Below are 26,255 nucleotides of genomic sequence, written 5' to 3'. Positions count from 1 at the left end.
GAATTGGAACGTACTTGACGGAAATCGGGATACGTTAGCGATTATGGGTCTTTCGCTGCTACTTATATTTAGCCCGTGGTTTGGGCCACCCCTATTCAACTACTTTATTCAACAGATCACCGCGCTCGTAACTGGTATCATCGATTACGTTGTGAGAAGCGTGACCACATTTATCGATCAGACTATTCAGTCAATTATTGGGTTTGTGATGTCACTTCCTCTACAAGACATTGGAATCGGCATTGTCCTACTCTTGGTCTTGATTGCAGTCTTCAGGGGATAATTCGAAGCCAAGCAGTCCCGATAGGGGTTATGGTAAGTCCACCTCGTAGTCAGCCGCCAGGTCCCGAAACTCGTCCCACTCCGGGAGCCGGTCGTTGTCGACCTCGCCGTGGGTCTCGAGGTAGCGGAGCAAGGCGTCGATTTCGTCTTCGAGACCATACGTCGCCGCCTGCTCTCGGAGGGCCGCCTCGTCGACGTCGACGTGGCTGAGCAGGAGGAGACAGTACGAGCGGTGGCGGCTACCGTCGTCGATCAGCAGCGTGTGACAGCAGAGCTCCGCCGGCGAGACTGCGTCGAGGTCTTCGGAGTAGAGGTAGTAGCGGTGGCCGGTAAGCAGGAACTGGAGGTCGAAGGCCGCGAATCGAGCGAGGCCGGTTTCGTGGAACGCCTCCACGTCGATCTCCGTCTCGGTCTGGGCGAGGAATTCGTCGTAGTCCTCCCAGAGAATCGTGCCTTTCGGGGCGACGGCTTCGAGGCGCTGGCGATGGAGATGGTGTGTGAGTTCCCGGGCGAACTCGTGGAGGCGGTCGAAGTCGGCGTTGAACTCGTAGTGGCCGTCGGCCGTCCCGACGAGCCCACGGTCGCGAAATCGCTTGAGAACCCGGTTGACCGTGTTGCGGTAGTTGTCGCTCCGGTTGGCGATCTCGGAGACGGTTCGCGGCTGGTCGAGGTAGTACAGCACCTCGAGTGCTTTGCCGGTCAGTAGCTCGGGGAAGCCGATGTGGGAGTGCTGGCGGACGAGGTCCTGGTAGCGTTCGACGGCACGAGCGTCCGACGGGACGACTCGTTTTCGCCGGCCATCGCGTTCCGTGTAGACGAGCCCCTTCTCGACGAGGCCGGCGACGGCACGAGAGAGGTAACTCTCGCTGTGGTCAAGCTTCGTCGCGAGCTCGGTGATCGTGTCGCCGCGGTCGACCGTGGCGAGGACCTCGAGTTCGATGCGCCGGAGCACAGTGTAACAGACTACGAAACTCGTATATGAAGAAGTTTCGAGTAGTGTTACAACGAGCAGACACGAGAGCCGTCTCCACCGCCTTAACCAACAAAACTATGGAGTCGTGGGTGGTGTTGGTTAACACGAGAGCAGCCGATGTCCTACGAACCCCCGACCCCACCGGCGAACCTCCCAACGGAGATCGTCAACACGCTCAACGAAGCCACATCGGAGCATCTTCGGGACGTTGCCAGCTACGCCGAGGCGTTGGCCGAATACAAGGAGCGTGAAGCTCGTCTCGAGGAGGAAGAGGCGGACGACGCCGACGTCGAGGAGCGCCCCGATGACCTCCCGGACGACGTGCCAGCGAAGGCGACGATCACGATCAAGGAAATCAACGACAACCGCTACTACTACTGGCAGTGGCGGGAAGGAGATTCGGTGACGTCGAAGTACAAGGGGCCAGTGAATCCCGACGAGTAGACGAGATTGAACTGTAGTCTGATGTTCTTTTCAGTACTAGTAGAGACGTAGCAGGCGACACCCCCCAGAGTGTGAATGGGATCGGTTTGTCCAACACCCCTCAGTGTGAATGGGTCCGGTCACCCCGGACGAGTAAAACTCGATGAGGGAGGACACCCACCCCACGTTTCCGTCGTAACTGGATGTGGGTGGAGGGGGTGACGCTGATTTTGAAGGGACCACACCCCCCGCGTTTCCGTCGTTTCTCCACCGTCTCCCCATAATCGATGGTCCCGACGACAAAGAAATCGTAGGACACACCCCCCGTTTTCGAGTTGTAAATGGGAGAGGGAAAGGGGAAAGCACAGTACATCGACCGGCAAGTCAAATCTCTTGGCTCACCCACCCCCCGTTTTCGAGTAGTAACGAGACATCCCGACGAATGACACCCCCCATTTTCGAGTTGTAACGCACCACGAGGGATACGAACACCCCCCGTTTTCGAGAAGTAAGTGTGAGGAGAATACGGGCGAGATTAGTTTTTACTCCGGAACTGCTTCAGCCGTTCGCGGACAACCGCTCTGATAGTCGCCTCCTCGTGAGCTAGATCTTCGAACCGGGAATCCTCACGGATCGTCTCCATGATCGTTTCCGGATCCTCGGAGAGGGAGAAATACATATGCACTCCTCTGCCTCGCCCCTTGCCCCGACGCTCGAAGTCCAGTACACCGTACGTACTCTGCTCTGTGACGTGATTTACGAACGTCTCGCGGCTGTACTGGTCCGCATCCATCGTATCGGCAATGAATTGATACGTCTTGAACGCAGGTCCAGCAGGGATCCACTCAGGATGTTCTCTTGCGTAGTGGGCAGTGGCCGCCACAGCGTAGATGGAGAGTTTCTTTTGAGTCGAAATGCCGCTGATATGGCGGAGCTTGCGGTTTTCGGTGTATTTTTCCTGAGCATCACGGACATCAGTCTCGATAACCGTGTCAGCCCCACGCCGCTCGGCTAATTCACCAGCCCATCTGAGGAGGTCAATCGCTTTCCGCGCATCCCCGTGCGTTTGGGAGCCGAACGCAGCAACAAGCGGAACAACGTCATCTGCAAGTGAGTCTGGCTTGAAGGCGTCCCGCCGGTTACGGAGAATACTACGGAGCTGGTTCGCATCGTAATCGTCGAAGAAAATGTCGTCAGGGTTGTAAGAACTCTGTGCGCGGCTGTTGAGGTCCTTCATAAAGTCGGCGTAGTTCGTGATCGTCGTGAGCGAGATGGGACCATCAAAGTCGGCGAGTTTGCGAGCCCGTGAAAGCTGGTAGATGAGAGAATTGTACTCTGCTTCCTGATACGGCCCCTCAAGCATATCGATCTCATCGAGAATGAAGATGACACCGTCGTAATACTCTCGCATGAGTTCGTACAGTCGCTCCAGCTTCTGATCCGTTGAGACGCCGGTTTGGGGAACACCAGGATCAACGCCGAGATCGTCGGCAGCAGCTTTGACTAACCGATAGACAGCCCTATCTGCGGTCTTTGGCCCCTCGCAGTTGATTGAAATGACCCCAAAGGTCTTGCCTTGGGATTCACACAGTTCGACGATCTGTTTGCAGACTGCATGAATGATGAGCGATTTCCCCGTTCCAGATGGGCCGCTCAGGAGCATATCGGGGATCCCTTCATTCTGGAGAACCGGTTTTAGATTGTCGACGACACGGCCTAGCTGGTCGTCACGACCGACGATACGGTCCTCGTCGATGATGGTATCTGACCGGACGAGGTCTTTGTTCGCGAAAACGCCACCGGACGACTCGGTTTGGAGTCGATCACGAATTGAGATGCCACCACCGTCGCCATTAGTTGCTTCTTGAGCCGAATCAGCGGGATCTGATCCGTTTTCGAAGGTCGATTGTGACGTGCCAGGAGAGGCCACCTCCTCATCCGTCGATGCAGGAGTTTCAGGATCAGCAGCAGAAGATTGACGATCCTCCTCACCTTCCGGATTATTCGATCCTGCTCTACGTCCCTCTCGTCCCATTATGAACCCCCTCGAACCCTGGGTATAAAAATATGGACCCTTGTGGAGTTGTAACCGGGCGAAAACAGGCTATCTAACGACTACAGCCCCGTATCCTCTGGATGAGTCAGATACCGTCTTCGGAATCTATCACCCTCCGTTGTCGAGTTGTAACGGTTCGACGAAACTCGCTGTCGTCGATCTTCCTCGATGACCCGGACCCCCCGTTTTCGAGTTGTAAGATTTTGGGAGGCGGTAACACACCTGGTTCGATGCTCCCACCCTCACGTTGTAAGGAGAAGGAAGTCGAAGTGAGTCTCGAAGCAAAATCCACATAATCTGGATTTTGTAAATGATGCTCTGGGTGATACGGACTTACTCACACTCCCCGTTTTCGAGTAGTAAGCGCCAGAATAGCTGCGAAAGAACGACGCTCGTAGGATCCATTCACGAGTGAGAGGAATACCGGGTTTCGGACATGATTGCTGGTGAAGCCGCTTCGGTGATCTCGAATGTTTCACCCCCTCCCCCCTTTTTCGAGTTGTAAGTCGATGGGAACAGGCCACACCAGACGCCATGTAACGAGCGTTGAGGTAACAGAAGTTGCCGTAGAGGCGATGAAATGTGATAGTACACGGGATCAGAACCACGGACGAGATGAAGAGGTCATCTACTCCAGAGATCTCAATCGTCTAGCCGGAGCTAGACGATTTGCTTTCTTTGTCTCTAGTGCGGTTGTGGTAAGGTAACGTACAACATAAACTTTCGCATTTCTAGTTACAAGTTAGAAGATGAGGTGTTCACCCTGTCTATTGTGCATATTCGCCACTATCGGCCGCTTTGCAGTTCCTCTTGCTGTTCACCCCCTCCCCGAGGCCACGAGTTTACAACTCGAAAAAGGGGGGAGGGGGTTCGTCAGGTCCAGTCCGTGATACCGACTACACGTGTTCCGTTGAGCTCTCGTCGGATATCGTTCCGATCCCAGTCAAGAGGTGCCAGTATGCTCTCGACCGCTCTGATCAGCTGCGTCTCGTAGTACGAGGCGTCGTAGGTCTCGATCTCCTCGTGGGCGAGGGCGACCCGGTCTCGCGAGGATTTCTCGTCGTCGACGACCACGTACTCGATATCCTGGCCCGGGTGGACTGCCAGTTCCTGCTCGCGGGCTCGCTTCAAGGCGGCCACGTTCTGGGTATTCTGTGAGTAGCCTTCCAGCGGCTTGGAGACGCGATTCCGCTCGACGAGCCGCTCCACTGCTACGTTGCCCGCCTGCAGTTCGTCGATTGCTCGTTCGAGCCGTCCGAGCACCGCGTCCGGTGACCGCGTGGCATCGAGCCGGTCGAGACAGTCCCGCTGGACGTCCTCGATGAACGGCGGGGTTGAGCGCAGCCGGGCTTCGATACCTCTGATCTTGAATTCGTCGTCACCGGCGACCTTCCCGAAGTACTTCGTCAGCGCGCCGGCGTCGCTCTCGCGCTGTGGCACGAACGCCACCCAGTCGTAGTGGGCTTCGTGTTCGAGCCGAATCTCGACGCGTTTCGTGATCTCCGTCGCGAGCGTCTCGAGGGTCTCGCGGTCATCGTCGTCGACGTCGGGGTCCGGAGTCACCCAGATGGAGTCGACGATGCCGTGGACGACCCGCCAGCCGCCAGCTTCCAGCCGCTGTTTCGCCGTCAGTAGTATCTCGCGAGCGAACGCGTTGATCGCCTCGTGGCACTCGATGCGGCCGAACTTCGCGTTGCTGAACCCCTGATAGCCGAAGCAGGCGACGAGGAACCACTTCAGCGCTCCCGACCGTCCCTCGAGTTCTGCCAGACGGTCCTCGTCGGGGTCGTCTCGTTCCTTCTCGCGACGGATGGCCGCCTTGATCTCGTCGCGAGCGTCGATGATCGGCTGTAGCACGTCGACGAGGTAGCCCTGGTCGTCGCAGATCGAGTATCCGAGGCCGGGGACGTCGTCGCGATCGCTGTGGCAGTCACACCGGATGACGTCTGGCGAGACGTTCCGGGTACAGATGATGTTCGGGTACAACGAAGAGAAGTCGAGTTCGTGGACGTTCTCGTGGAGGCCGACCTTGGGTGCGAAGATGAAGCCGCCGCGGTCGGCATCGTGGCGCGTCCCCATCGGCTTGTAGAACTCGTGGCGCCAGGAGTTCCACGGGACGAGGACGCCGCGGTCGTGGGCCTCGCAGATCTGGATCGCCGTGAGCACGTTCCCGATCGACGCCCACGCGAGCTCCTGGACGGGCTTTTTCGAGCGCGACACGAGGTCGAGGACGCCGTCGAGGTTCGTCTCCCCGTAGAAGAACGTGTTCGACTCGTCGATAATCACCCGGCCGGGCAAGTTGTACCGCGCCGGGGAGTGACCGACGCGGCCGTAGCTCGAGTACGTCGACCGGCTCGCGAGCTGCTGGTAGTCGATGTCCGGCCACCGACTCAGCGAGAAGTCGTCGACGCCGGCAGCCGTCGCCATCTTGTACAGAGTAGGGACGATCTCGCTCGTCGAGCAGATCAGGACGTCCGGATCGTGTGATTCGAGCGCCCCCTGGACGGCGGTCAGGAGATCCGTCGGCGAGCCGGTGACGGCGTCACCGGCGACGGACAGCTGCCCATAGACGTCGTTGCTCGTTTCGGTCACCGGAACGCTGAGCCGGAGCGTCGACAGTTCGCTCGCCGGCGTCGGATCGGCGCCGGTCTCCAGACAGTATCGGAACTCTCGCGAGAAGTCGACGTTGAAGCAGGCGAGATCCCCGACTGGATAGTCCGACAGCTGACGCGCCTGCCGGGCGAGTGGAGTGATGCGGTCGATGTGGGCGACGTCGACTGCGAGAACGGCCTCCTCGTCTCGTCGAAAGCCCGGCCGTCGCGTAACCATCTCGGTCGCGACGACGTCCGGGTGCTGGTCGTACACCGACTGGAGTGTCGTGAGATCGAGGTCGGCATCAGGGTCGCGAGGGGCGACGTAGAAGCGTGGGGTGTAGTCATCGCGTTCGGTCGCGACGGCGCCGTCGGCAGTTGCCTCCCACTCCAGGACGCGGCCGTCGTCCAGAAAGTCGATGTTGAATGGCACTATGTCATTAGGATAGTCGACTCACCGATAAGCCGTGGCGTGTCGTTTCCGCATTTTGGTGAACGGACTTCAGAAACCCTTCTCAAGTACACATACTGCTGTTTTGAGTATTTTCCCTTTTTCTGGAATGATTTCCGGAATTCGTCTACCAGTGTTAACCACCGTACTCGAACAAGCCTTCATCTGTTGATGAAATCATTGAACGCTTAATAATACAAGCGACAGGATGACAACATGATATGCTTCCTAACCAATATTCGCTTTCACCTACGGATCCTCCAAGCCATCCCCGAAATGGGTGACTTCATTTATACCATCTCGCCCTTCAAACGGCTTTGGCAACTTGGCAATCTCTAAAGCGTGGCCAATAACCGGAATCATTTATATAACGTGGGTGCTTCCGAGATGATGGAGGAGTGGCCAAAGAGACAAGATTGCCAAAGAACTAAATATATGGGGGTGTGAATCGAAAACGTCGATGTCCGAGAACCAGAAAACGCTCGAAAACTTGCTCGTTGACGAGGAACAGATGCATGAAGAGATCCTCCATGATCTACTGGAGGAGTACATCCGAATTGGCAAACAGAGTGGAGACCTTATCCCTCAAGACCGATTTCGGGATCAGACGGCAAAGAATAAGACGCTGATAGTACTGCTCGCACAGAAGGCTCGTTCGGAACTGGATATGGTCGAGTCCGAGTGGATGACTCCCGGGGAAATTAGCACACAAAGTGGGGTTAACCAGAACACGGTGTACCCCACTGTAAGGGAGTTAGATAATGAGGGCCTGATCGAGGGTGACGACGGTACCTATCGAATCCCCTCGCATAGTATCGAGCAAGTCCGTGACTATATCAACGAGGATGATACCGATGAGTGACAGCGCTGAGAGCCTCGAAGAACAGGTTGAGGAACTGGAGCAGCGAGTCACGGAGCTCGAAAATCGACTCGATGGGACAGACCAGCCAACCGCTGGAGCGAACATCAGGGAGTTCGTTGAGGAGAACGATCCTTCGAGTCACACTGAGCGATCCCTCTATATCGCGTACTACCTTGAAACCCAACGTGGGGTTGACGAGTTCACGGTTGGTGATATCGAGGATGCCTATCGTGAGTGTCGAGTCCAACCTGCAGGTAATATGAGCGACGTACTGGGCCGTATGGAGGATCGTGATTGGATTCTTCGGACAGGTAGTGACGGACGTGCACAGCTGTGGAAACTGACTGCGACCGCCCTAAAAACCGTCGAGGAGGGTTCAAACAATGGATCTGAGTGAGCGAATCAACGAGGAGATCGTCGTCGACGATGCGACGATCTTAGAATCGGAGTTTGACCGCGTCAAGAAACTATTCGACCTGCATAGTGACGGGACTATCAATCTTGACAGCAGGGCCCGGTCGCTCGATGCCGAACTCCAGATTCTGGTGTACTTCATCGGGCAACGGTTCGCGTATGAAGGCAACCTCGTGGATGAACCAGAACTGGAGTCGTCGTTCTTCTACAGCCGTCTCGACAAGAGTGACCGCACGGTTCGGAATTACCTTCAGAAACTTCGCGAAGCGGGGTATCTATCGAAGGAGGGGCAAAGTAAACACGAAGTCCTCGTTGAGAACCTTCCGGAGGCTCTTGATGAAATTGAGGATGCGATGGGGGGTGGGGACTAATGACTACGAAACGGCTGTTCAGGCGCCCGAAGCACACGGAAGATGTCCTCGGAGAAATCACTAGTGGGGCATCTACTACTGACGAAGTCGCTGAAGGGCTCGGCAATTCGCGTAAGACAGCTATGAACAAAATTCACGATGGCGTCATTCTCGGTCTCGTGAACCGAGAAGATGGCCACCTGTCAGTGACTGAAGACTCGAGGCGGGTCGTCCAACTGCAGGATCTCACCCCTCTACGCGAGGCTTTTGAGGAGCTTCCGGGTGTCTCAAAGCTCCTCAATCAGATTCAGGACGACTCAATGACGTTCGAAGAAGCTGGTCGGCTAATTAGCTTCGAGACTAAATCTGGTGCTGCGGCTGAAGATACTTTTCGATCATATGGCTCTGTCTATGCCCATTGGATTAGCTATCTTGATCTCGGTACTAGATCTGACGGCGTTCTCGCTTCGAGCCCCGAACAGGTATCGGTCGAAACAGAGCCCTTAGAAAATCCGCGGGGAGCAAACTGTCCCCGCGTTGCCCCGGAGAAGGTTTTTGAGTTACTCCCCCGCATCTCAAGGGCAGACTCTCGTGAGGATTTGGAGGCGAGTACGGAGATGTCTACAAAAACGGTCGAGAAGACCCTATCGACCTGTTATGCGCTTGGGATTGCTGACTATACTCGTACTGGTCCGGTTGTAACTGACCGAGGAAGAGAGTTGCAACAATCCAGCATTGGCAACCGGAAATCGATACTCGCTGATGAGTTGTTACAGATCCCGTTAGTTCAAGCATTCTGTGAAGAAGCTCCAGACGGGGGGTTCAGTGCGGAAACTGTGATGAATCGGGTTTCAGAAACCCACCTTAAAGGATGGAGTGAGGTCACCGTTCAAACTCGTGCCAATCGACTCGTCCCTTGGCTCACGTACACTGAGATTGCAGAAGACGAGACCCAGGGAGAATTAGTTCTGTCAGCAGAGCTTGATAATCAAGCCGCTACGCCGTAGTCAGATACTGCTTATGAGTTCTTCTGAGGCCTCTCGACGAGCAGCAGCGGCACGAATTTCATCGAGATCGTCAATATTCAGGTCGACTTCTGTGACCCGACCATTCTTTGATTTCGTTACGACATCCCGACTATGGAGAGCATTGACTGCAGAGGCCACATGGCCTGTGGAACTAATATTGAGCTCATCGGCGATTTGTTCGTAGGTAACTGACTCATTATGCGCCATTATGGCTGTGATGACCCCCTCAACGTACCGAGGTGACGTTGCATCATCCTTTGCAGACGTGATTTTGTCTTGGATGGCTTCGTCACTCAGGAATTCTTGATAGGTATGAACACTCTTCTCGGCCGTTTCGCTGGGCTGCTCGGTTGTAGGGTTTGATTGCGCCGACAGCTCTTTTTGAAGCGTTTGAACGCGCTCTTGGAGCTGTTCTATCTCTTTCTCTTGAGGGTCCAGACCGAGTGCTTCACCCAATCGAAGATACGCTTCTGACACTTCTTCGATATTCTCGTTGAGGGCCTCGATGCTTTCGACGTGATCGGCGGCCTCCTCAAGTTCCTGAATTCGGTTGTGCAGCTCTCGGTTCTCCTGGCGGAGCTTCTGATTCTCCTCCTGTAGCGAACGTATCTGCTCGTTTTTTTCTTCCCGAATCTCTTCAACGGTTTCCTCAATCGTCTCCGAAGATTTTCTTTGGCCATCAGCCTCAACGAGAGCTTCAGTAAACCGCTCTGCGAGGTCACTAACATCACGAGACCTCTCTAATTCTTCTTGAAGTTCATTGATGTGCTCCTCACGCGATTCCAGCTCAGATCGGAGGCGTTCTATTTCACTCTGCTCGGCCTGTTTCCTTTCGGATATCGTTTCCAGCTCCGAGAGGATATCGTTGCTGACAGATTTCAAATCCGGCCGCTCGATCTCCTCCAGCCCCGGTGTCGCCCCTGCGTCAAAGGTATACTTTCGACGGAACTGAACCTGCCTGATTTGGTCATTCCAGTCCGTATGGAGGATCGCTTCACCATCATCGAGGTCTTTGACTGTCTCCGCATATTCCGGCCCCAAGACTCTGCGTACAACCTTCGTGTCATTCTCCCAGGTCAGACGATGCCAAACGTGCCAGTCGCACTGGGTGATGAAGTCTTTTTTGACATCTGCGGGACGTTGTGAGATGCCACAGAGCCCGAGACCGTGTTTTCGCCCTCGTTTTGCGATTTTGATGAGCATCTGCCCAGCATCGTCGAGCCCCGACTCTGGGATATACTCATGAATCTCTTCAATAAGGAATAAAAACGGTTTCTTCAGCTTTTTTTCTTTCGCGAAGAGATGTCGCCCGACTTCTTTGATTAGTTCTTTCTGGTCTTCTTCGTGGAGATACCCGGACACATCGAGAATGACGGGGATGTTCTCCTCGAGGGTGAGTTCCGCGATCTTCTCTGCATGCTCAGCCCCGACCTGCAAGTCACACTCTTCGTCCGCTCCTAAATGTAGAAGTTCATACTCCTCTTTGAGCCCGAAGTACTCCCCGTCGACATCGACGATCAGTACTGGATAGCCGTCTTCGAGCAGTTCCTCTACGACGACACTTGCCGTGTTACTCTTCCCGCTGCCTGATTTGCCTAAAATCACCCCTCTTCCAGTAAGAACTTCGACGACGGGAAGAGTGTCTCCCGCTTCGTTAATCTGGATTTCATCTTGGGAGCTCGCCTCCGAAGCTTCACTCCCGGAAGCGGCCTGATTAGACATAGGCCATTCTTAGGAGAACCCACGGGCTGTTAACGTAAAAACTATACTATTTCTGTCATATTTTGGACCTTTCCTCGCTATTCGCCTCCGTTTTCCTCATTCGTCGTATCCTGACTCATGAAAGAATCTAGTGATTGATCTGTAGAGTCTGAATCCTCTTCAGAATCTTGATTGTTTGCAGAATCACCCCCTACTCCACCCGTATTCGCTAACTCGTTGCTGAGATCCTTCTCGAGACCGCGACGTATTGCGAGAATCAGTTGTTCAACACTCTCGGGTTCATCATCACCGCTCAATTCTAGACTGACAGTGAACGAGTCTGATTGAGTTCGATTCACTGACTTGTGTTGGCCCCTCCCGTCCTGATTCGGACTTCGATGAGATGGGATATCCCTCTCGGAGGTGTCTGGTTCAACTTCGGGATTAGCACTCGATTTCGGAGACGCGTCTCGGTCACTCTGTCCAATTTCAGTATCTACGGTTGTTATCTTCTCTACGATATTTTCGAAGTCCTCCGTAACCTCTACCCGAGATTCTTTTCCACGTCGACCGACGATATAGTCCCCACACCCACCAGCATCGAGTGTTTGCAGGAAAGTAATTGCAGCATCTCCTAACGTGCTTTCACTCCCACTCAATCCCATCTCGGTTCGGAAGGTCCGGAGGACATCTTTCTTTGTAATTACCCCGCTGTCTTGTGCTTCTGGAGCCAGAGTTTCGAGTACATCTCTGTAGAGATCATGCTCGCTGAGCCCTTCTATGATGTGTTCTTCAAGATCACTATCCCCCTCGTCGCAATAGCTTGCACCAATCCCCCGTTCAGTCGCTTTAATTTCCTCTTCCGAGTCCGTTAGGAATCCCAGTCGACTCCCGTATTCAATTGTATCGCCAACTAAACTTCGCCCGATGTCTGCCTCCTCATATATTTCCTCGCGAGGGAGGGGGCCCTCTCGAAGAATTTCACACAGAGAGAGTAGATTTCCTACGGAGGCGTCCTTTCGGGGTGTCGCGTAACTCATCAATCTTCCTCGCCTGAATTAAGCCATTTCGTAGCCTGATGGGTCTTATGAGGCGGAATGAGGTACCCTCCCTGTTCGTCGTCATTAACGACAAAATCCAGATCGGTCGCTGCGTGTCGGATGGTACTGTCGTCAACACCAATCAGGTCCGCAAAATAGGTTGAGTCTTGCCCGACTGTCTCCTCTTCTTCAAGCTCATCAAGGCTCAGTAAGGCTCGCCGATACAGTAGAAGCGCTGTAAACTGCTTCTTCGATGTTGAGGAACTGAACTTTTCGCGCAGGACTGGCTTTGCGGTTTCGGTATCAATTCCGATCAAGCCTGAGATCGCGTCCCGTATTCTTTCCCGATCCTCACTGGCATCGACATACAAATCCGCTAAGGGATTCTCTTCTTGCTCTTTGTTTGCCATATCTGTCCTATTGTATACTCCCATAATCAAACTTCCCGGTCATTGGAGTCGTGACCAGACTGCCTCTCGGTACTTCCGCCCTTGTTTTTGAGTGCGGTCTCAAGTTCCCCGAGGCGCTCTTCGTGGTCGTCGAGGCGGGCCTCCTGTTCGAGATCGATGCTGAGCAGCGCCGGCAGCAGCGGGTTCTGGTGGTTCAACAGCCCACTCGCGTCGGCGTGCTTGCGGGCGTACTCGAACAGCCGGTCGAAGCGCGGCTGGTCGCGACGCCGCAGTGCCTGCCGGAACTCTGCCCAGCGCTCTTCGATGGCCCGCAGTGCATCTCGGTACGTCGGGTTCGTGCGTCCCATCGCTATCGCCCTCCTGTCCCTGTCGCCGTCCATGCATCGAGCAGGGGATCCGCGGTAGCCGCCACCGTTTCACCGTCAGCTGTGACGCCCGTCCCAACGCCCTCGGGAGTCGGCGTCGACGTCGTCGGTTCCACGCCGACCTGCGTGGCGCGTGCCGCGAGCAGCTGCCGCCAGTACGCGAACGTCGTCTGGTAGTACGCGCCGTCGTCGACGGGATAGACGAGCGTCTCGAAGTCCTCGCCGACGACCCGTGGGCCCATCCGAGTTTGTTCGCACTCGAGGTGATGGTCGGCGACCGTCACGACTGGCTCGGTGAATTCGTTTCGTTCGTTTCGCGTAACGAGCACCGGGATGTCGTACCCATCGGCGTAGGTCGCCAACCGGGCGAGAGTTCGGGTCTGGAGGGTTTTTGCGTGGGTCTCGCCAAGGGTATCGTCGGCGCGGTACTGGGCGTCGACGGCCGGCGCGACGATGAGGGCGGGGGTGTGGGGCGACGTGTTCTCGTCACGCCTTGGCGCCCCTCGACCGGCCGCCCCGTCATCGGCGGTGGACGTCTGGATCGACTTGTTCACCGCTTCCGGGAGATCACAGACGGCGCCGTAGTGCTGGTAGGCGGTAAATCCGCGTGCCACGTGGATTCGGTTGAGTAGCCGTTGACTGGGCGCGATCTGGGCGAGTGTCGTAGTCGTCGCGTGACCATTTGCGTCGACCCAGAAGGCGGGCCCGTCGTGCAGGAGGAGATGGTCGAGCACGAGCGATTGCAGGATCGGGACGCCGCGGCCTCCCTCGACGTCGAGCAGGGTGATGCCGTCGTCGAACTGCGGCAGCAGCATCTCGTCCGTAGCCGGATCGGCCTGGTCAGCAAGGGACCGATTGCGGTCTGCGCCCCGTGTCGGCTGGTCCACCGCCAATCGGTTCGACGTTGAGTGTTCTCCCATACTCGACTAGTTGACTACGTTCCCGATAAGCCGCGGCGTGGCGCTTCCGTGTTTCAGGGAAGGCACGAGATAGATAGCAACCAGCTCTCTGTCGTCGTATTTCCACGAACGATTGACTGTTTCCAAGAAGGTTTCCAGAATAAGGCTTATCCACTGCTGTTCTGGTTAACCAACACTCCGAATTATCGAGAAAGTTTGTTGGTTAAAATATTGAGCACGTCCAAGACTTACCAAAGGTCGCTCTTGCGTAGGAGATTGTTGACCCTGCTGAGCGATGATTGCGGGGTTACAAAGGAAGTAGAACTATGACAGTCAGCCAGATACAGGAGACCAGCGCCGTGGTGAATCATCTGTTCCGTTCATTAGGCTCTGTTGAAACCCTTCTCTGTTGACATTCGAGAGAGACTCTCTACTGACTGTTCTCGACCGAAGCAGCCGAAACCTGCCGCTGTACGAAACCGCACGACTGCAAGAGGGTTTCAACAAGGCCGTTCATTACTGTTCGATCGACTTGCTGCCTGAACACTACTTCAAGCCTGATTTCAGCAATTTCGTTGTGTTCCGGCGGGATTTCTGGGCTCCGAATCAGAAGCAACTATCTATGTGTATATAAATGATCCACCACCAGATACTTTTTTACGCGCCCACAAACTCGTGCTAGGTAGTATCCGCTAACAGTACCGTATACGGCTATGGATACGGGGTGAACGACTATGTTGAACCTTGGGCAGCCGACAAACGAAACGAAGCGGGCGATTCCATTAGCACTGCTGAAATTGGCCAGTGACAATGAAATCCAGGGAATCACCCGTTTTCAGAAGCTAGTCTTCCTGCTCCAAGAGGGCGATCTATTGAATATGGACGAAATAAGTGACGACGAGAAGTTTGACTACAAACCACACAACTATGGGCCATATTCAAAAGAACTCCATGACTGGTTAGACGAGCTTGCAAAGCAGGGGACTATCCAGCGTGAAATCAAAGAAACTCCGGCCGGTAACGAGAAAGAGGTCTACCACTGGTCTGACGAAGATGAGGATGCAATTGCAGACACTGATATATTGACTGATGAGGATATGAGAGGTCGCGTCTCCGCGGTCCTTGACGAATTCAATTCGATACCACTGTTGGAATTGCTTGATGAGGTCTATGAAGCATATCCTGAGTATACGATTAATTCGAAGCGGTAACGCGAGATCTGGGTGACCATCTTTGTTTGGGAAGCCGTTCTTGGTATTGCAGCTGGGTGGGTTTTCATTTCCGAATGTTGTTGCGGTCCTCCTGCTCCCAGTGTTCATTCTCCCGGGCTATGCAGGGCTCAAAATTCGACAGTATGTTGCTCGTCGGACAGACGACTATGATCGATTAGATACGGTTGCGTACAGTTGGATAATTAGCACGCTGTCTGTTGCGATTCTGTATGCAATCGTCTTCCTCTTAACGAATGACCTCACTCTGATCCCCGATATTGTTCGTGTTGAGCCAGTCACCAGTTCTGAATCGACTCAGCTCCCTCCTGGGAGTGAAACAGGACTGCGGTTGGAACGACTCGCGTTTGGATATGCCTGCCATTTTGTACTGAGTTCGGTTATTGGCGCGCTGTATGGGGCTTTCGCGTACAATTTTCTCGATGAAGTTCGAATTACTGCTGGAGACTCAAATCGAGAGCTACTTTTTGATCATATTGCCCCGGGCAAACGCGTGGATGTTCGGACGAAATCAGGAGAATTGTTTCGTGGGAAAGCTGGGATTAAGCGCGATACTGCAGATGAGGCCGGTATCTTACTCCGTTCTCCAACTCGTCTCGTTGATAACGACGCGGGTGAAATAGTAAAAAAGCATCCACTGGGGAGATATATCTATATCAACGCTGAAGAAATCAGTCGAATCTCTATTACAGACCAAGAGGAACCGGAGAACCTTGATCCGGAAGCGACATACGATAAGCCAGATCGCTTACAATCGTTCATCACGACGCTGATTGGTGGATTATGGCCGGATAAGATCGTTGCAGCATTATGGACACAACCACATCAGTTCGGTCGTTCGACGGTTGCTACTGTCGGGCCCTTCATACTGATCGGTGTCACTTTGGCCGTTTTTGAGTGGCGTGTTATGGCTCCTCCGAGATTTTCTATGAATCTCTCGTTTACCTTCCTTCTCGCGGTGTTGTGGATTGCCTTCCTCCTCGTAACTTCTGCCGGATTTCTCTCGTTATCACTTGAGAAAGTTTCACCTTGGCAACCTACAGTGGGTTTCACGCTCTCAGCGCTGTATAGTGGGACCTGGTTGTTTTTCAGTAACTCACTTATCGAAGGCTATCTCGGTGCCACTGCAGTCCTTACTGCGGGCCTGCTAATTGGGAGTGTCGGTGTTTATGCAACCACACTAAAACGGGCTCGATCTGGAATTTATTCTGTAATCACACTACTCGGGATTGCGCTTGTTAGTGACCCAGTGACTGTTCCAAAAATTCTCTCACAGGCACCGGTTCAACAGGGTATTCTCCTCATTGTATCCACGTTGATGTTTTACGAGGTGATTCAAGGAGGCCCCTCTCGCCGGATCACTTGGGCAAAAAAGATACAGCCGCCGATTATCATAGGTATGACAGCAGCTTGCGCCCTCAGCTTGCTCCACATCCCAGCATACGTGAGTAGGGGAAATCCGACATTTCTCTATTTTATTTTGCCGCTTGCACTCGGGATTTGGTTTGTATATCACCAGTATCGAAAAGCGATGAATTTCTGACCACCCAGGGTTAGACGGGTACAGTCTGTCTGTCGACGCTACATCTGGATATTTGGCTGTCTACGAGATCTCGATCCGAGTCAACAATCCCGCCAACGACGACGCCAGGTTGTCGAGCTGCTTGACCACAAATAATCGGGCCTCGGCGAATCCTGCTGCGGATCGGAGTAGACTCCCTCGTCACTACATTGGCGACGCAGCTGCCGAGTCGACGAGCGAGTATTCCCGATCCCGACTTGTGCCTTCTGCCTCGAGGAGGTTGTACTGCTCCATTTTCGAGAGGTACGTGCGAATAGTCCGTTTCGTCCGTGGGTCGTCGACCTCCTCTGTATAGGCCTCGTGAATCTCGCTCGGTCCGAGCGGGCCGTGCTCGCGAACGATCTCGTAGACCACCCGCTGATGCGGCGTGAGTGAATCGAGGCTCTTCTGTTTGATTTGGGCCCGAGCATCCTCGGCGGCGTTCAGGAGAATGTCGTCGGTGATGCGCTCGTGGTTCTCGCGATCGGCCTTGCCGGCGGCCGTTCGGAGGATGCCGATTGCGAGGCGGGCGTCGCCGGCGGCTGCGTCGGCGATTCGGTAGAGCTGGTCGTCGGTGATGACGTCCTCGTCGAGTCCCCACTTCGCCCGCGCACTCAGAATATCGTACAGCTGCTCGTCGTGGTACTTGTCCATCCGGACGTGCTCGCTGGAGCGCAGCCGGCTCACGAGGCGGTCGTCGACGCGGCTGAACAGCTCCTCTTCCTTGTTCGCGATGCAGATGATCGCGAACTGCGGGAGGCTGTGGAGGTCGTAGATGACGCTGGGGTCTTCGAGCTGATCGACCTCGTCGAGGATGACGACGGTTCGCGGGCCGTCATGCTGCTGGAGGCGATCGACGAGTTCGTCATGGGGCGTCGACTGCCGGTGGATGTCGATGGTCGCGCCGAGGTCGTCGAGGATCTGGTAGAGCGTACGGAACCGGGTGTAGTTGCGCCAGCAGTTGACGTAGGTGGTCTCGACGTCGAGGACCTCTTCCCGGAGTCGTTCGGTGACGAACTTCGAGATACAGGTCTTGCCAGCGCCGCTGGGTCCAGTGACGATGGCCGTGTCGGCGGGCTCTCCGTTCGTGATGGGCTCAAGAACGCTGGAGAGGTGGTTGACTTCGGCGTCGCGATGCTCAACTTCCCGAGGAACGAACCCGGTGCGGAGAACGCGAGCATCGCGGATCATCTTTGCTTGATAGACTGGTTTTCTGGCTAGTACTAAAAACGTGACTGGGGTATTTCCGGAAACGATTCAGTTAGTCCCGTTCCATCTGTGATTCTCCCCGAGCTGTAACGCGATTCATTTTGTGGAAAACACAGGCTTCCGGGAACTTCCGGAATTACGTTAGAACGACACCTCAGTATGGCCGGAGATCCCGCCACCGGACATCAGTTTTCGTTCCATCCTCAAGCTGAACACGATACAGAACAGCATCGCGAGAATCGCCTGTGACGACGCCAGCATCGTCCTCCAAGATAGCGACGATCTCGCCGTGACGACCGTGGTACCGATCGTAGTCAGGGTCCGTCTCGTCAGGGATATCGATTCGGACGCAATCACCCTCTTCGTACTGGTGGTCCGTCATTCTTATTTCCGGAGGTATTTTCGTTCGTGGACGCCTTTCTCGAACTCGACAGTCGGAGTGAGGGGGGAGGTCAGTGGCGCAGCTACCGCGACCGCGGTAATCGTAAGAAGGACATATCGAACTATGAGGGAATGAGTCCACGTAGAGAGCCTCCCTCGCCAATTCCGATCTCTCATAAACTCGGTTTCATCCTGAATTGCACACTACCACTACATAATTCTGTCAATGGTGAGCCGATAGACGACTCAATTTTTCTCACCAAATACTAAGTCACCTTGAGGGATACATTCGGCAACACGATGATTTCTCTCCCTCCTCTCGTCGATAACGCCAACCGGACTGTCGAAGATGTCTACAGGAAGATCATCCCACAAATCGAAGAAGCACGAATCGCTACCGGCTACTTCTACCTTTCTGGATTCGATCTGTATCGAGAAGATCTCGAACAACTCGCCGACCCAGACGAACTTGGTCACGCGCCCCTTCGTATCTTGATGGGGCGACAAACGAATCGGAATACAGCAGATGAAATCGGAGAGGGCCAAAGCCTACGTGACGAGCTCAAAGATGAGGTCGAAGAGAGCATCGAGGAGCTCAACAACGCGCAGTTAGGACGGTTGGACCGGCTGCGAGACTTCATAGCCGAAGACAAGGTTAGCGTCCGTGTGCGAAATCCAGAGAACGGCTACTTCCACGCCAAAGGAGCCTCATTTAGAGCGCCACAGGACGATGATGACTGGGCAGCTGACGACGATACGGATACGCGTCCCTGTGCGACGATTGTCGGGTCTTCAAACTTCACCGCGAGTGGCCACCGAAACAATATCGAACTAAACCTTACGAGTCAAGACCGTCCTGAAGCAGAGGCGTTCGAAGACTGGTACGATAACCAGTGGGCCAATGCCGAGGACTTCAGCGAAGAGATCATCCGGATCATTGAGAACAGCGACAAGTACCAAGACTGGCAGGATCACCAGGAAGAGAAACCAGATGATGAAGAGACGGCTGATGACTTAGGCACGTACATTGAACCATTCGAGCTGTACAAACTTCTCGCATACGACGAACTGAGCGGGAACGTCAACATCCGGGATAGCCCGCTGTACTACTTCCAGACACTCGGATACGAAAGCGCGAAGGAGAAACTCTCCCAGTTCAACGGCTGTATCATCTCTGACTCCGTCGGGCTCGGGAAATCGTTCATTGGCGGTGAACTTCTTCACGACTACCGTCAACGAGGGGATCACTGCCTTCTCATTGTACCTGCGAACCTCACCGAACAGTGGGGAGACCTTCTTCAAGACGATACTGATGAAGACGGCAATCCGTATTTCGGCCTCGAAGTCGATGGGACTCACTTGGAGGTGATGAGCATTAGCAAGTTCCAGAATCTCGCGTATGAGGAGGTACAGGACCTCAAAGACAGATTCGATGTCATACTCATTGACGAAGCTCATCGGTTCCGGAACCACGGCAAGTGGCGGCCGGACCCTAATGACGAGGACGATTACAAGGGAACTCGTCGACATGCAAATCTGCGACAGCTCCGCGGGAAGACGATGATAATGCTGACAGCAACACCGATCAACAATTCAGCGACCGACTTAGAGAATCTCATTAGTCTGTTCACTAGTCCTGAGGAACTACGGAACAAGGCGTCACTGGATTTCGATGCCTTCGAAGAGTACATCGAGCTTTCGGAGGCTCGGAAGAAGATCGCTGCTGGCAAGGAGGAAGCCAGTGAGGAAGAACAACGGAAAATCACCGAGCAACTTCAGCGGCACTCGGAGGAGATCTCGAAGATTCTGAACGAAGTGATGGTGCTTCGAACGCGGAAGCACGTCAAAGACCAGATCCAAGATGGGGAGGACTTCGAAATGAGCTTCAAGCCCCCAACGCTAAGCAAGGAGCAATACTCGCTCCCTGCGGCGTACCAGCCGGTATACCGAATGTTGCCGGACGTAATGGACGCGCTTCACCTCCCGCATATCACGGTGAAGAACCCGAAAGCAGGTGGCACACTAAAAGCGTTATACAAGCTGAATCTGCTCAAGCGGCTGGAATCTTCGACGTACGCGTTCGTACAGTCCATTGAAACCCTTCATCAGAGTGAACGGCAACTTCTCGGCCTCCTTGATGGGCTTCCAGAAGACGAGCAAATCGATATGCTGCGCGCGGCACAGAACGACGAAGAATCTGAGACGCTTGATGACTTTGTGGAGGGGAGTGATGCCGCCGAAGACCTTGAACAGACACTGGAAGAGTTCGGATTCGATACGACCGCTGTTCGTGCCGATGAGGAAGCTGAGAGTGATACCCCAGACGAATTGACGGATGCGACAATCGGTGAGGTGAAGACGTACATTCGAGAGGACTTGACGCTTCTCGCCTACTTCTTGTCCCAGTTCATCGGCGATATCGCACAGGATTCTGGCGATTTGAGCGATCAAGCTGTTTCGACACGGCAGTGGCTTCACGATCATAATGTCGGTGTCCTTCCGGACGTCCCCGAAGAGGAATTAAACCCGATCCTCTACCCGCAAAGTGACCTGACTGACGTCGATGAGGCGACGCGGGAGTTCTATGAGGCGGTATTCTCGTTACGGGAGTTTCGTGACCCGAAGGTTGAGCGGCTCGCGGACGTACTCTATGGATACGATGACGAGAAGGTCCTCGTCTTCACCCAGTACCGTGCCACCGCGGACTACGTTCATCGAACGCTCCTCAACAACCCTGACTCCCCGGTAACAGAGGCGAATAGTGCCGTCGTCAAAGGTGGTGACGACAACAAACAAGACGTTATCAAGCGATTTGCACCGGAGGCCTCGGGGTATCAGCAAACGCTGGCTGAGTCCGGTGAATCGGAACTACAGTACGTCGTGGCAACCGATACCCTATCCGAGGGGGTCAATCTCCAGGACGTCGCAGTTCAAATTTCGTTTGACCTTCCGTGGAATCCGATGCGGATCGTTCAGCGTGTGGGGCGTATCGACCGGATCGGGAGTACTGAGGAGAAGTACGTCCACAACTTCTATCCTGATGGAGATATCGAAGCTGCGATTAAGCTCCTGAAGCGGCTGCAGGCAAAGATCAACGACATCGCGCTCATCGTCGGGAAAGAGAATAATATTCTAGACCCGAATGAGGACCAGATTCTGGAGAAGACGGGTGTCGACACCGAAAAGACGATTGGTGAACTTCAGGTGGATGAGATCGAAGACTCGCTTCAGAAGTCCCGAGAAATCGATGACGTGAACGAGCTTGATGACACGAGTAAGAATCCCCTCCTTCGAAATGCGGGGAGTAACGAGCACGCGGCCTACGAGCGATTCTTGCTCAAGAAGGAACTGAACGAGGACTTCGGACTTTCAGAAGACGACTTTGAATACGCGGCAGACTACTTCGAAGAGGCCCCAGAGGAGCGCGAACGCCTGTACACGAACGTAACCGACCACGATGTAGGGCCACGGCCCGGCGTGTTTGCTCTTGCTCACCTCTGGTTTGATGACGAAGATCACAACCCACCACTTGGGCGTGTTCGTCGGGGGTTCTACTACAAACCGTTCACTGACGACGTAAAGGAGCGTCCTGTTGGTACGCTCAAGATTGATCCATCGGTAGGTGGTGAACCGATCACTGGAGACGCTGAGAACGTGCTGTCAAACCGTGAGGCAATCCAGGATGTTCTCGATGACCGTTTGGAAGCGATTCGAGAAGGGCAAGTCGAAGGTGCATTCAAGCAGGGGGAGGCATTCTCGAAAGAGCAAGAGACCATCCTCGATTTTATTGCTCACTACCTACAGCCAAACCACGGTGAGATATCTGTTCAGAGAGATGACTACGAGACCCTTGAAGAGTGGGCTAGTGACCTTCGTGAGACGCTTCAAGATGTGAAGTTAGCAAATACTGACGAAGACCGAATTCTTCGGAATACATTTCGGCATAACGATCAGTATGACTCGTTCCCTGAGTGGCCCCCCGTAGAATTCTTGAAGCAGCTTGAACTCTTTCTTGAAGAAAACGTAGAAAGTTCAACAGAGTACCAAGCTAAACTCGTAGGCGAAAGCGAGGTACAGGCCAGACTAATGTGTTGGGGCGTTATCGGAACCTGACTAAGTTCGGTAACCTATAGTGAGGGGACCTACGGGTAAGGCCCCTCTTCATCTAACTCGGAGTACTTCTCAAACACGAGATCGAAATAGGGATCATCCATTAGCTTTGGATTGTCTACCTGGTAAAAATCATTGAGTATGAATCTTGTCTCTTCTTCGTTCATCCCATAGGCATGGAATGCAGCAGCGTCGATCTCTGCTTGTAACTCCCGGCGTTTTTCTGCATCAGTAGCTGGATCAATACCACCGAGGCGGTCGCGCATTCCGGAGAATTCGTCTCCATAGCAATTCAGTCTCGCCGCACGCTGAGAAATCCAATTGAACCAGTTGTCACCGGCAGTGAGTCGAGGAAGTTGCGTCTCATTAAGTTTGTATTGGACGATATTGGTGTCGATCTTTGTCCTCATCAGGTAGTCGATTGGGATGCTATTCAATAATCCAAGAACGACGAATAATTCCTCATCGGTAAACACCTCTTCGTAGGCGCTGTGCATCGGGTAATTACCGAGATCATCCTCTGTTGGTTCCACAACATGAGGGCGGACTGTGGCGATGCTGTGTACAGTGACGGTGTCCTTTGGAATGACCCCCGCGATTAATGTCCGTTCATTGGTGCTATTCGTAATCTTTCGAATAGCGATTCGGTACTTCGTGCAGTCAAGCAGCACATCTTCCTTTGATAGTTCTGGTCGACCATGTTGCTCAAGCAGATCGTTGACGAACGACTTCTGCGAGCCTGATCCATCGAATTTGTTGTAGATTGCCTTTTTCAAACTTGCATCAGGATCACGTGACCGGAAGTTCTTCATCCGAACTCTGTGTTTCGCACTTCGGTCTGGATCGCCTTCGTCCACTCCCCAGAGAGATATAGGGTTGATGTCAAAGACGGAGGTGTCATCATAGGCGAACTGGTGCATATTCTTTCCTTCGTAAATTGGGTAATCGCCGTCCTCTTGTTGTTCTATGAGGAGATTGGAGTCATTTGCCCGGTCAAGCTCCTTCATGTACAAAGAGACAAACCAATCGTCTCCAACTTTCTCTCCAATTGGAGGGTGGTCTACGAATTTAGACAGCGAGTCGATCAATTCTTGTGACCGGAAGAAGGGGAAGATACGTGACTCGGGCGAGTATTCAAGCAGAACCTCTGCTGGGATATTAATCGAGTTTTGGTCGAAGTTCCGGAGTATCGATGTATCGCCAGCAGCGAACCCACCTTCCACATTCTCAGTTGCTCCGGTGTTTTTGAATGTACAAATCGCGAATTTATATTGTCCATGTAGCCCTTGGAAAATCCCATTATTCTCAAACTGCACAAAGTGTTCTACACTGGTCTTATCAATCAGATACCTTCTGAGATCCTTCGCAGTAGCCCCAAGGAAGAAATTGCCAGGCATGATTTGCGCTACATACGAGTTTGAACCAGCTAACTGCGTAACTCGCTCAAAAAACAACAGTGAGAGATCGGTTTCGGTTGCGACTGTCTGGCCACCAACTGTCGGTTTCTGCAGTTTATATTGGTCTGATGAGTTATAATAATCGGACCGAATCTGCATATTTTTCTTGAATTCTTCATATTCAGCTGCGATGTCAGGATTCGATAGAAGCTCCTCCTCTTTTCTGTCTTTTTCACTTGGAAGTCGGGTTCTGAACCGCTCGTCGTACTTGGGGAAGAAGTGACTTCGATCCGGTGTGAGTACGTCCCAGGGTGGATTTCCGATGATGATGTCAAACCCACCATCTCGGTAGATCGTAGGAAATTCAATCACCCAATGGAACGGGTGATATTCTTCTAGTGTCTTTTCACCAATCTCCTCGATACCCGCATCGTGGAACTGGTCGAGAATTTTTTTATTCAGTTTCTCACTGTGAGACTCAATCCGGGATTCTGCTAGCTTCCGCGCGTTTGTAGCGACTTTAGAGCTTGTCGCATCTTGGTGACGTTCAATGGCTTCGATCACCCCTTCGTACATCTCTTTGATTCCAGTCCCAGTTCCACCGCCGTAGTTCGAAAGAGATGCATCCCCACTCTTAGTGGCTACTTCTTCGACATCCGTGAACCCAATGAGTGTATTCCCCTGGCGTATATTGAAATCGATATTCGGCAGCGGTTCGACCTCGTTGGGCTCGTCTTCGATATCCGCGACCATCGAGAGCCACAATCGAAGTTTGCAGATCTCGACGGCCCCTTCATCAATGTCTACCCCACAGTAATCACGTTTGGTTAGTTATCATAACGCAATTATGGGGTTTAGCTCAGCTGCATTACCGGACCTCAGATAGCGATAGCCAAACTGGATTAATCAATTGAGATGGGTTCTGTGGGAAAAGACTTCGTGAGAACTCTACTGAATCGTTGCTATCCGTACATTCATTACGTTATGATTTCTTCAATGACCCATGGCTCTCCAGCAAATCACCGCGACCGATATCGCGAGCTGGGACTCTCTACAGGATATCGCTGACTCGTTTGAGAAACGTGGACTGAAACCCCGTCGGAATCTCGGAGAGGACAACGAACTTGTCCTTCAACTAGCCGATGACGAATTCGTTGTACTCGTCAACGCAGGCCCTGGTGAATCAGCGACCGACTTCAAACCAGACAACCGTTCCCGACACACGAACCTCGTCGCCACGAACGAATTCAATGAATTTACTTTTCTCACCCGAACGCGCAGTTGGGAAGGTCAGCAGCACGGTCGTATCAAGCATCAGAAAATCTCGTTCACCAAAGAACAGTTCACAAGAGATAGTGGAGAAAAGAACACCGTTCTGAAGAAGCTCAATTCGATCGAATACGGTTCCTCAGCTGCAATTTATGATACGCTGTACGATACGCAACAAGTAGTCAAAGAATTTTACGAGGAGTTCGAAGACCTCCGCACCGAGCTCGTTCAGGAAGTTTCCGGTATCCCAAGTGACCGGGGCGATGCGAAGCAACGCTACGTGCAAGTTATCCTTGATCGGATGATTTTCCTGTACTTCATACAGGAAAAGCGCCTGCTAGACCGGAACCCAAACTACCTTCACGAACAGCCTAGCGAGGTAGTGGCTGACGGCGAAGACCGTTACGAAAACTTCTATCAGCCGCTGTTCTTCGACTACCTTGCAGAAGATAAGCAGAACCCCGACTTCGGTAGCCTCCCGTACTTGAACGGTGGACTGTTTGCCAAAAACCCTGTTGAGGAAGAGTTCTCGGACGCAAAGCTTGGTGAGTCAGCTCAGGAGACGAACAAGCTCTTCGACGAGATCTTGAATTTCCTGTCGGGGTGGAACTGGAATGTGGACGAACGCCTTGATATCGTTGATCCGAAGAACCTCTCGCCTGCCATTCTCGGGCATATCTTCGAACAGACGGTCAACCAGAAAGAGATGGGCGCCTACTACACCCCTGAGGAGATTACCGGCTTCATGTCCCGCCGGACGATTCACCCGTACCTGCTTGACCAACTCAATGACGTCGTAGATGCCGAATACAACGAAATTGACGACGTATTCGGGTTCCCGAGTGTAGAATCCGGTAGTAGTGAAGTGGCATTAGCAGATGGCGGAACGATGACTCAGCAGGTACCCACTGAGAACGTAGACACGGAGCACGTCGAAACGCTGTATCACGACATACTGAAAGAGGCGCATGTCCTTGATCCAGCAGTTGGTAGTGGTGCGTTTCTGCTCGCTGCACAGGATGTGTTGGTGGATATCTATATGCAGTGTCTCGAGTACTTCCAGCAACTCGAAAGTGAAAATAAGGGGTGGGAGTTAGATTCCCGCACACGTGATGAGTTAGAAGAGGTCAATAAAGGACAGGGAGGGCCCTCGCTATACGCGAAGCGGACAGTTATTCTGAATAATCTCTACGGGGTAGACATTGATGAAGGGGCCGTCGAGATCTGCAAACTTCGATTGTGGCTCTCGATGGT

General features: G+C 53.4%; 20 protein-coding genes. 9 read left to right on the top strand and 11 right to left on the bottom strand.

Features of this window, described 5'->3' with window-relative positions; translation table 11 throughout:
* Positions 1-310 precede the first annotated feature (310 nt).
* On the bottom strand, positions 311-1,234 hold the full coding sequence (locus NDI85_RS20585; protein WP_310916848.1) for a MarR family transcriptional regulator: 924 nt from the start codon (positions 1,232-1,234) through the stop codon (positions 311-313).
* A 138-nt stretch (positions 1,235-1,372) separates the two neighbouring features.
* Here NDI85_RS20585 and NDI85_RS20580 point away from each other — a divergent pair, with 138 nt between their 5' ends.
* Positions 1,373-1,699: a hypothetical protein gene (locus tag NDI85_RS20580; protein ID WP_121513347.1), complete on the top strand. Its 327-nt coding sequence runs from the start codon at positions 1,373-1,375 to the stop codon at positions 1,697-1,699.
* Between the two features lie 514 nt (positions 1,700-2,213).
* Here NDI85_RS20580 and NDI85_RS20575 read toward each other — a convergent pair.
* Both NDI85_RS20575 and NDI85_RS20570 read right to left on the bottom strand, forming a co-directional pair.
* The gene (locus NDI85_RS20575; RefSeq protein WP_310916847.1) at positions 2,214-3,713 is read right to left on the bottom strand and encodes an AAA family ATPase; all 1,500 of its coding nucleotides are present in this window, start codon (positions 3,711-3,713) and stop codon (positions 2,214-2,216) included.
* Positions 3,714-4,607: 894 nt separating this feature from the next.
* Positions 4,608-6,758: a type B DNA-directed DNA polymerase gene (locus NDI85_RS20570; protein WP_310916846.1), complete on the bottom strand. Its 2,151-nt coding sequence runs from the start codon at positions 6,756-6,758 to the stop codon at positions 4,608-4,610.
* A 478-nt stretch (positions 6,759-7,236) separates the two neighbouring features.
* Between NDI85_RS20570 and NDI85_RS20565 the strand changes: the two genes are divergently transcribed.
* The 4 genes from NDI85_RS20565 to NDI85_RS20550 are packed head-to-tail and all read left to right on the top strand — an operon-like array spanning position 7,237 to position 9,409.
* Entirely contained in the window at positions 7,237-7,638 is a 402-nt protein-coding gene (locus tag NDI85_RS20565; protein WP_310916845.1) for a helix-turn-helix domain-containing protein, read from the top strand.
* A complete protein-coding gene (locus tag NDI85_RS20560) occupies positions 7,631-8,035 on the top strand; it encodes a hypothetical protein (RefSeq protein ID WP_276278815.1) in 405 nt (134 codons plus the stop codon). The genes NDI85_RS20565 and NDI85_RS20560 overlap by 8 nt, the downstream gene beginning before the upstream one ends.
* The gene (locus tag NDI85_RS20555; RefSeq protein WP_310916844.1) at positions 8,022-8,423 is read left to right on the top strand and encodes a hypothetical protein; all 402 of its coding nucleotides are present in this window, start codon (positions 8,022-8,024) and stop codon (positions 8,421-8,423) included. The genes NDI85_RS20560 and NDI85_RS20555 overlap by 14 nt, the downstream gene beginning before the upstream one ends.
* Positions 8,423-9,409: an AAA-associated domain-containing protein gene (locus NDI85_RS20550; RefSeq protein WP_310916843.1), complete on the top strand. Its 987-nt coding sequence runs from the start codon at positions 8,423-8,425 to the stop codon at positions 9,407-9,409. Before NDI85_RS20555 ends, NDI85_RS20550 begins: the two co-directional genes overlap by 1 nt.
* Here the strand turns inward: NDI85_RS20550 and NDI85_RS20545 are convergent, their stop codons facing one another.
* From NDI85_RS20545 to NDI85_RS20525, 5 genes are all read right to left on the bottom strand, one after another.
* Positions 9,410-11,152 carry a helicase HerA domain-containing protein gene (locus NDI85_RS20545; RefSeq protein ID WP_310916842.1) on the bottom strand — a complete coding sequence of 581 codons (1,743 nt, stop codon included), beginning with the start codon at positions 11,150-11,152 and terminating at the stop codon, positions 9,410-9,412.
* Positions 11,153-11,229: 77 nt separating this feature from the next.
* A complete protein-coding gene (locus NDI85_RS20540) occupies positions 11,230-12,171 on the bottom strand; it encodes a hypothetical protein (RefSeq protein WP_310916841.1) in 942 nt (313 codons plus the stop codon).
* Positions 12,171-12,581 carry a hypothetical protein gene (locus tag NDI85_RS20535; RefSeq protein WP_276278810.1) on the bottom strand — a complete coding sequence of 137 codons (411 nt, stop codon included), beginning with the start codon at positions 12,579-12,581 and terminating at the stop codon, positions 12,171-12,173. The genes NDI85_RS20540 and NDI85_RS20535 overlap by 1 nt, the downstream gene beginning before the upstream one ends.
* 26 nt (positions 12,582-12,607) lie before the next feature.
* Positions 12,608-12,928, bottom strand: coding sequence for a hypothetical protein (locus NDI85_RS20530; protein ID WP_276278809.1), 321 nt, complete (start codon positions 12,926-12,928; stop codon positions 12,608-12,610).
* 2 nt (positions 12,929-12,930) lie between these two features.
* Positions 12,931-13,866: a hypothetical protein gene (locus NDI85_RS20525; RefSeq protein ID WP_396275602.1), complete on the bottom strand. Its 936-nt coding sequence runs from the start codon at positions 13,864-13,866 to the stop codon at positions 12,931-12,933.
* A 713-nt stretch (positions 13,867-14,579) separates the two neighbouring features.
* Here NDI85_RS20525 and NDI85_RS20520 point away from each other — a divergent pair.
* Entirely contained in the window at positions 14,580-15,056 is a 477-nt protein-coding gene (locus NDI85_RS20520; RefSeq protein WP_310916840.1) for a hypothetical protein, read from the top strand.
* Positions 15,057-15,096: 40 nt separating this feature from the next.
* Complete coding sequence (locus NDI85_RS20515) at positions 15,097-16,617, top strand: DUF6338 family protein (protein ID WP_310916839.1); 1,521 nt, start codon at positions 15,097-15,099, stop codon at positions 16,615-16,617.
* 183 nt (positions 16,618-16,800) lie between these two features.
* On the opposite strand, the gene NDI85_RS20510 is transcribed toward NDI85_RS20515, so the two are convergent.
* Positions 16,801-17,826, bottom strand: coding sequence for an orc1/cdc6 family replication initiation protein (locus NDI85_RS20510; RefSeq protein ID WP_310916838.1), 1,026 nt, complete (start codon positions 17,824-17,826; stop codon positions 16,801-16,803).
* 172 nt (positions 17,827-17,998) lie between these two features.
* Complete coding sequence (locus tag NDI85_RS22410; protein ID WP_396275601.1) at positions 17,999-18,226, bottom strand: hypothetical protein; 228 nt, start codon at positions 18,224-18,226, stop codon at positions 17,999-18,001.
* A gap of 299 nt (positions 18,227-18,525) precedes the next feature.
* On the opposite strand from NDI85_RS22410, the gene NDI85_RS20505 reads away from it, so the two are divergent.
* Positions 18,526-22,338, top strand: a complete 3,813-nt coding sequence (locus tag NDI85_RS20505) for a helicase-related protein (protein WP_310916837.1) — start codon at positions 18,526-18,528, stop codon at positions 22,336-22,338.
* Between the two features lie 29 nt (positions 22,339-22,367).
* Here NDI85_RS20505 and NDI85_RS20500 read toward each other — a convergent pair whose 3' ends face one another.
* A complete protein-coding gene (locus NDI85_RS20500; protein ID WP_396275604.1) occupies positions 22,368-24,533 on the bottom strand; it encodes an Eco57I restriction-modification methylase domain-containing protein in 2,166 nt (721 codons plus the stop codon).
* 202 nt (positions 24,534-24,735) lie between these two features.
* Between NDI85_RS20500 and NDI85_RS20495 the strand changes: the two genes are divergently transcribed.
* Positions 24,736-26,255 (top strand): DNA methyltransferase (locus NDI85_RS20495; RefSeq protein ID WP_310916835.1); only part of this gene is annotated, 1,520 nt, incomplete at its 3' end.

Source organism: Haloarcula sp. S1AR25-4 (assembly GCF_031624555.1).
Taxonomy (GTDB): domain Archaea; phylum Halobacteriota; class Halobacteria; order Halobacteriales; family Haloarculaceae; genus Haloarcula; species Haloarcula pellucida.
Note: the sequence above shows the minus strand (reverse complement) of the source record. Positions and strands in the feature narration are given on the sequence as shown.

What these genes read in the sequence shown, in the direction of transcription:
- NDI85_RS20565 (WP_310916845.1), top strand. Translation starts at nt 7,237, where the DNA reads ATGTCCGAGAACCAGAAAACGCTCGAAAACTTGCTCGTTGACGAGGAA.
- NDI85_RS20505 (WP_310916837.1), top strand. Translation starts at nt 18,526, where the DNA reads ATGATTTCTCTCCCTCCTCTCGTCGATAACGCCAACCGGACTGTCGAA.
- NDI85_RS20560 (WP_276278815.1), top strand. Translation starts at nt 7,631, where the DNA reads ATGAGTGACAGCGCTGAGAGCCTCGAAGAACAGGTTGAGGAACTGGAG.
- NDI85_RS20575 (WP_310916847.1), bottom strand. Translation starts at nt 3,713, where the DNA reads ATGGGACGAGAGGGACGTAGAGCAGGATCGAATAATCCGGAAGGTGAG.
- NDI85_RS20555 (WP_310916844.1), top strand. Translation starts at nt 8,022, where the DNA reads ATGGATCTGAGTGAGCGAATCAACGAGGAGATCGTCGTCGACGATGCG.
- NDI85_RS20535 (WP_276278810.1), bottom strand. Translation starts at nt 12,581, where the DNA reads ATGGCAAACAAAGAGCAAGAAGAGAATCCCTTAGCGGATTTGTATGTC.
- NDI85_RS20530 (WP_276278809.1), bottom strand. Translation starts at nt 12,928, where the DNA reads ATGGGACGCACGAACCCGACGTACCGAGATGCACTGCGGGCCATCGAA.
- NDI85_RS20550 (WP_310916843.1), top strand. Translation starts at nt 8,423, where the DNA reads ATGACTACGAAACGGCTGTTCAGGCGCCCGAAGCACACGGAAGATGTC.
- NDI85_RS20510 (WP_310916838.1), bottom strand. Translation starts at nt 17,826, where the DNA reads ATGATCCGCGATGCTCGCGTTCTCCGCACCGGGTTCGTTCCTCGGGAA.
- NDI85_RS22410 (WP_396275601.1), bottom strand. Translation starts at nt 18,226, where the DNA reads ATGACGGACCACCAGTACGAAGAGGGTGATTGCGTCCGAATCGATATC.
- NDI85_RS20520 (WP_310916840.1), top strand. Translation starts at nt 14,580, where the DNA reads ATGTTGAACCTTGGGCAGCCGACAAACGAAACGAAGCGGGCGATTCCA.
- NDI85_RS20540 (WP_310916841.1), bottom strand. Translation starts at nt 12,171, where the DNA reads ATGAGTTACGCGACACCCCGAAAGGACGCCTCCGTAGGAAATCTACTC.
- NDI85_RS20525 (WP_396275602.1), bottom strand. Translation starts at nt 13,866, where the DNA reads ATGGGAGAACACTCAACGTCGAACCGATTGGCGGTGGACCAGCCGACA.
- NDI85_RS20545 (WP_310916842.1), bottom strand. Translation starts at nt 11,152, where the DNA reads ATGTCTAATCAGGCCGCTTCCGGGAGTGAAGCTTCGGAGGCGAGCTCC.
- NDI85_RS20580 (WP_121513347.1), top strand. Translation starts at nt 1,373, where the DNA reads ATGTCCTACGAACCCCCGACCCCACCGGCGAACCTCCCAACGGAGATC.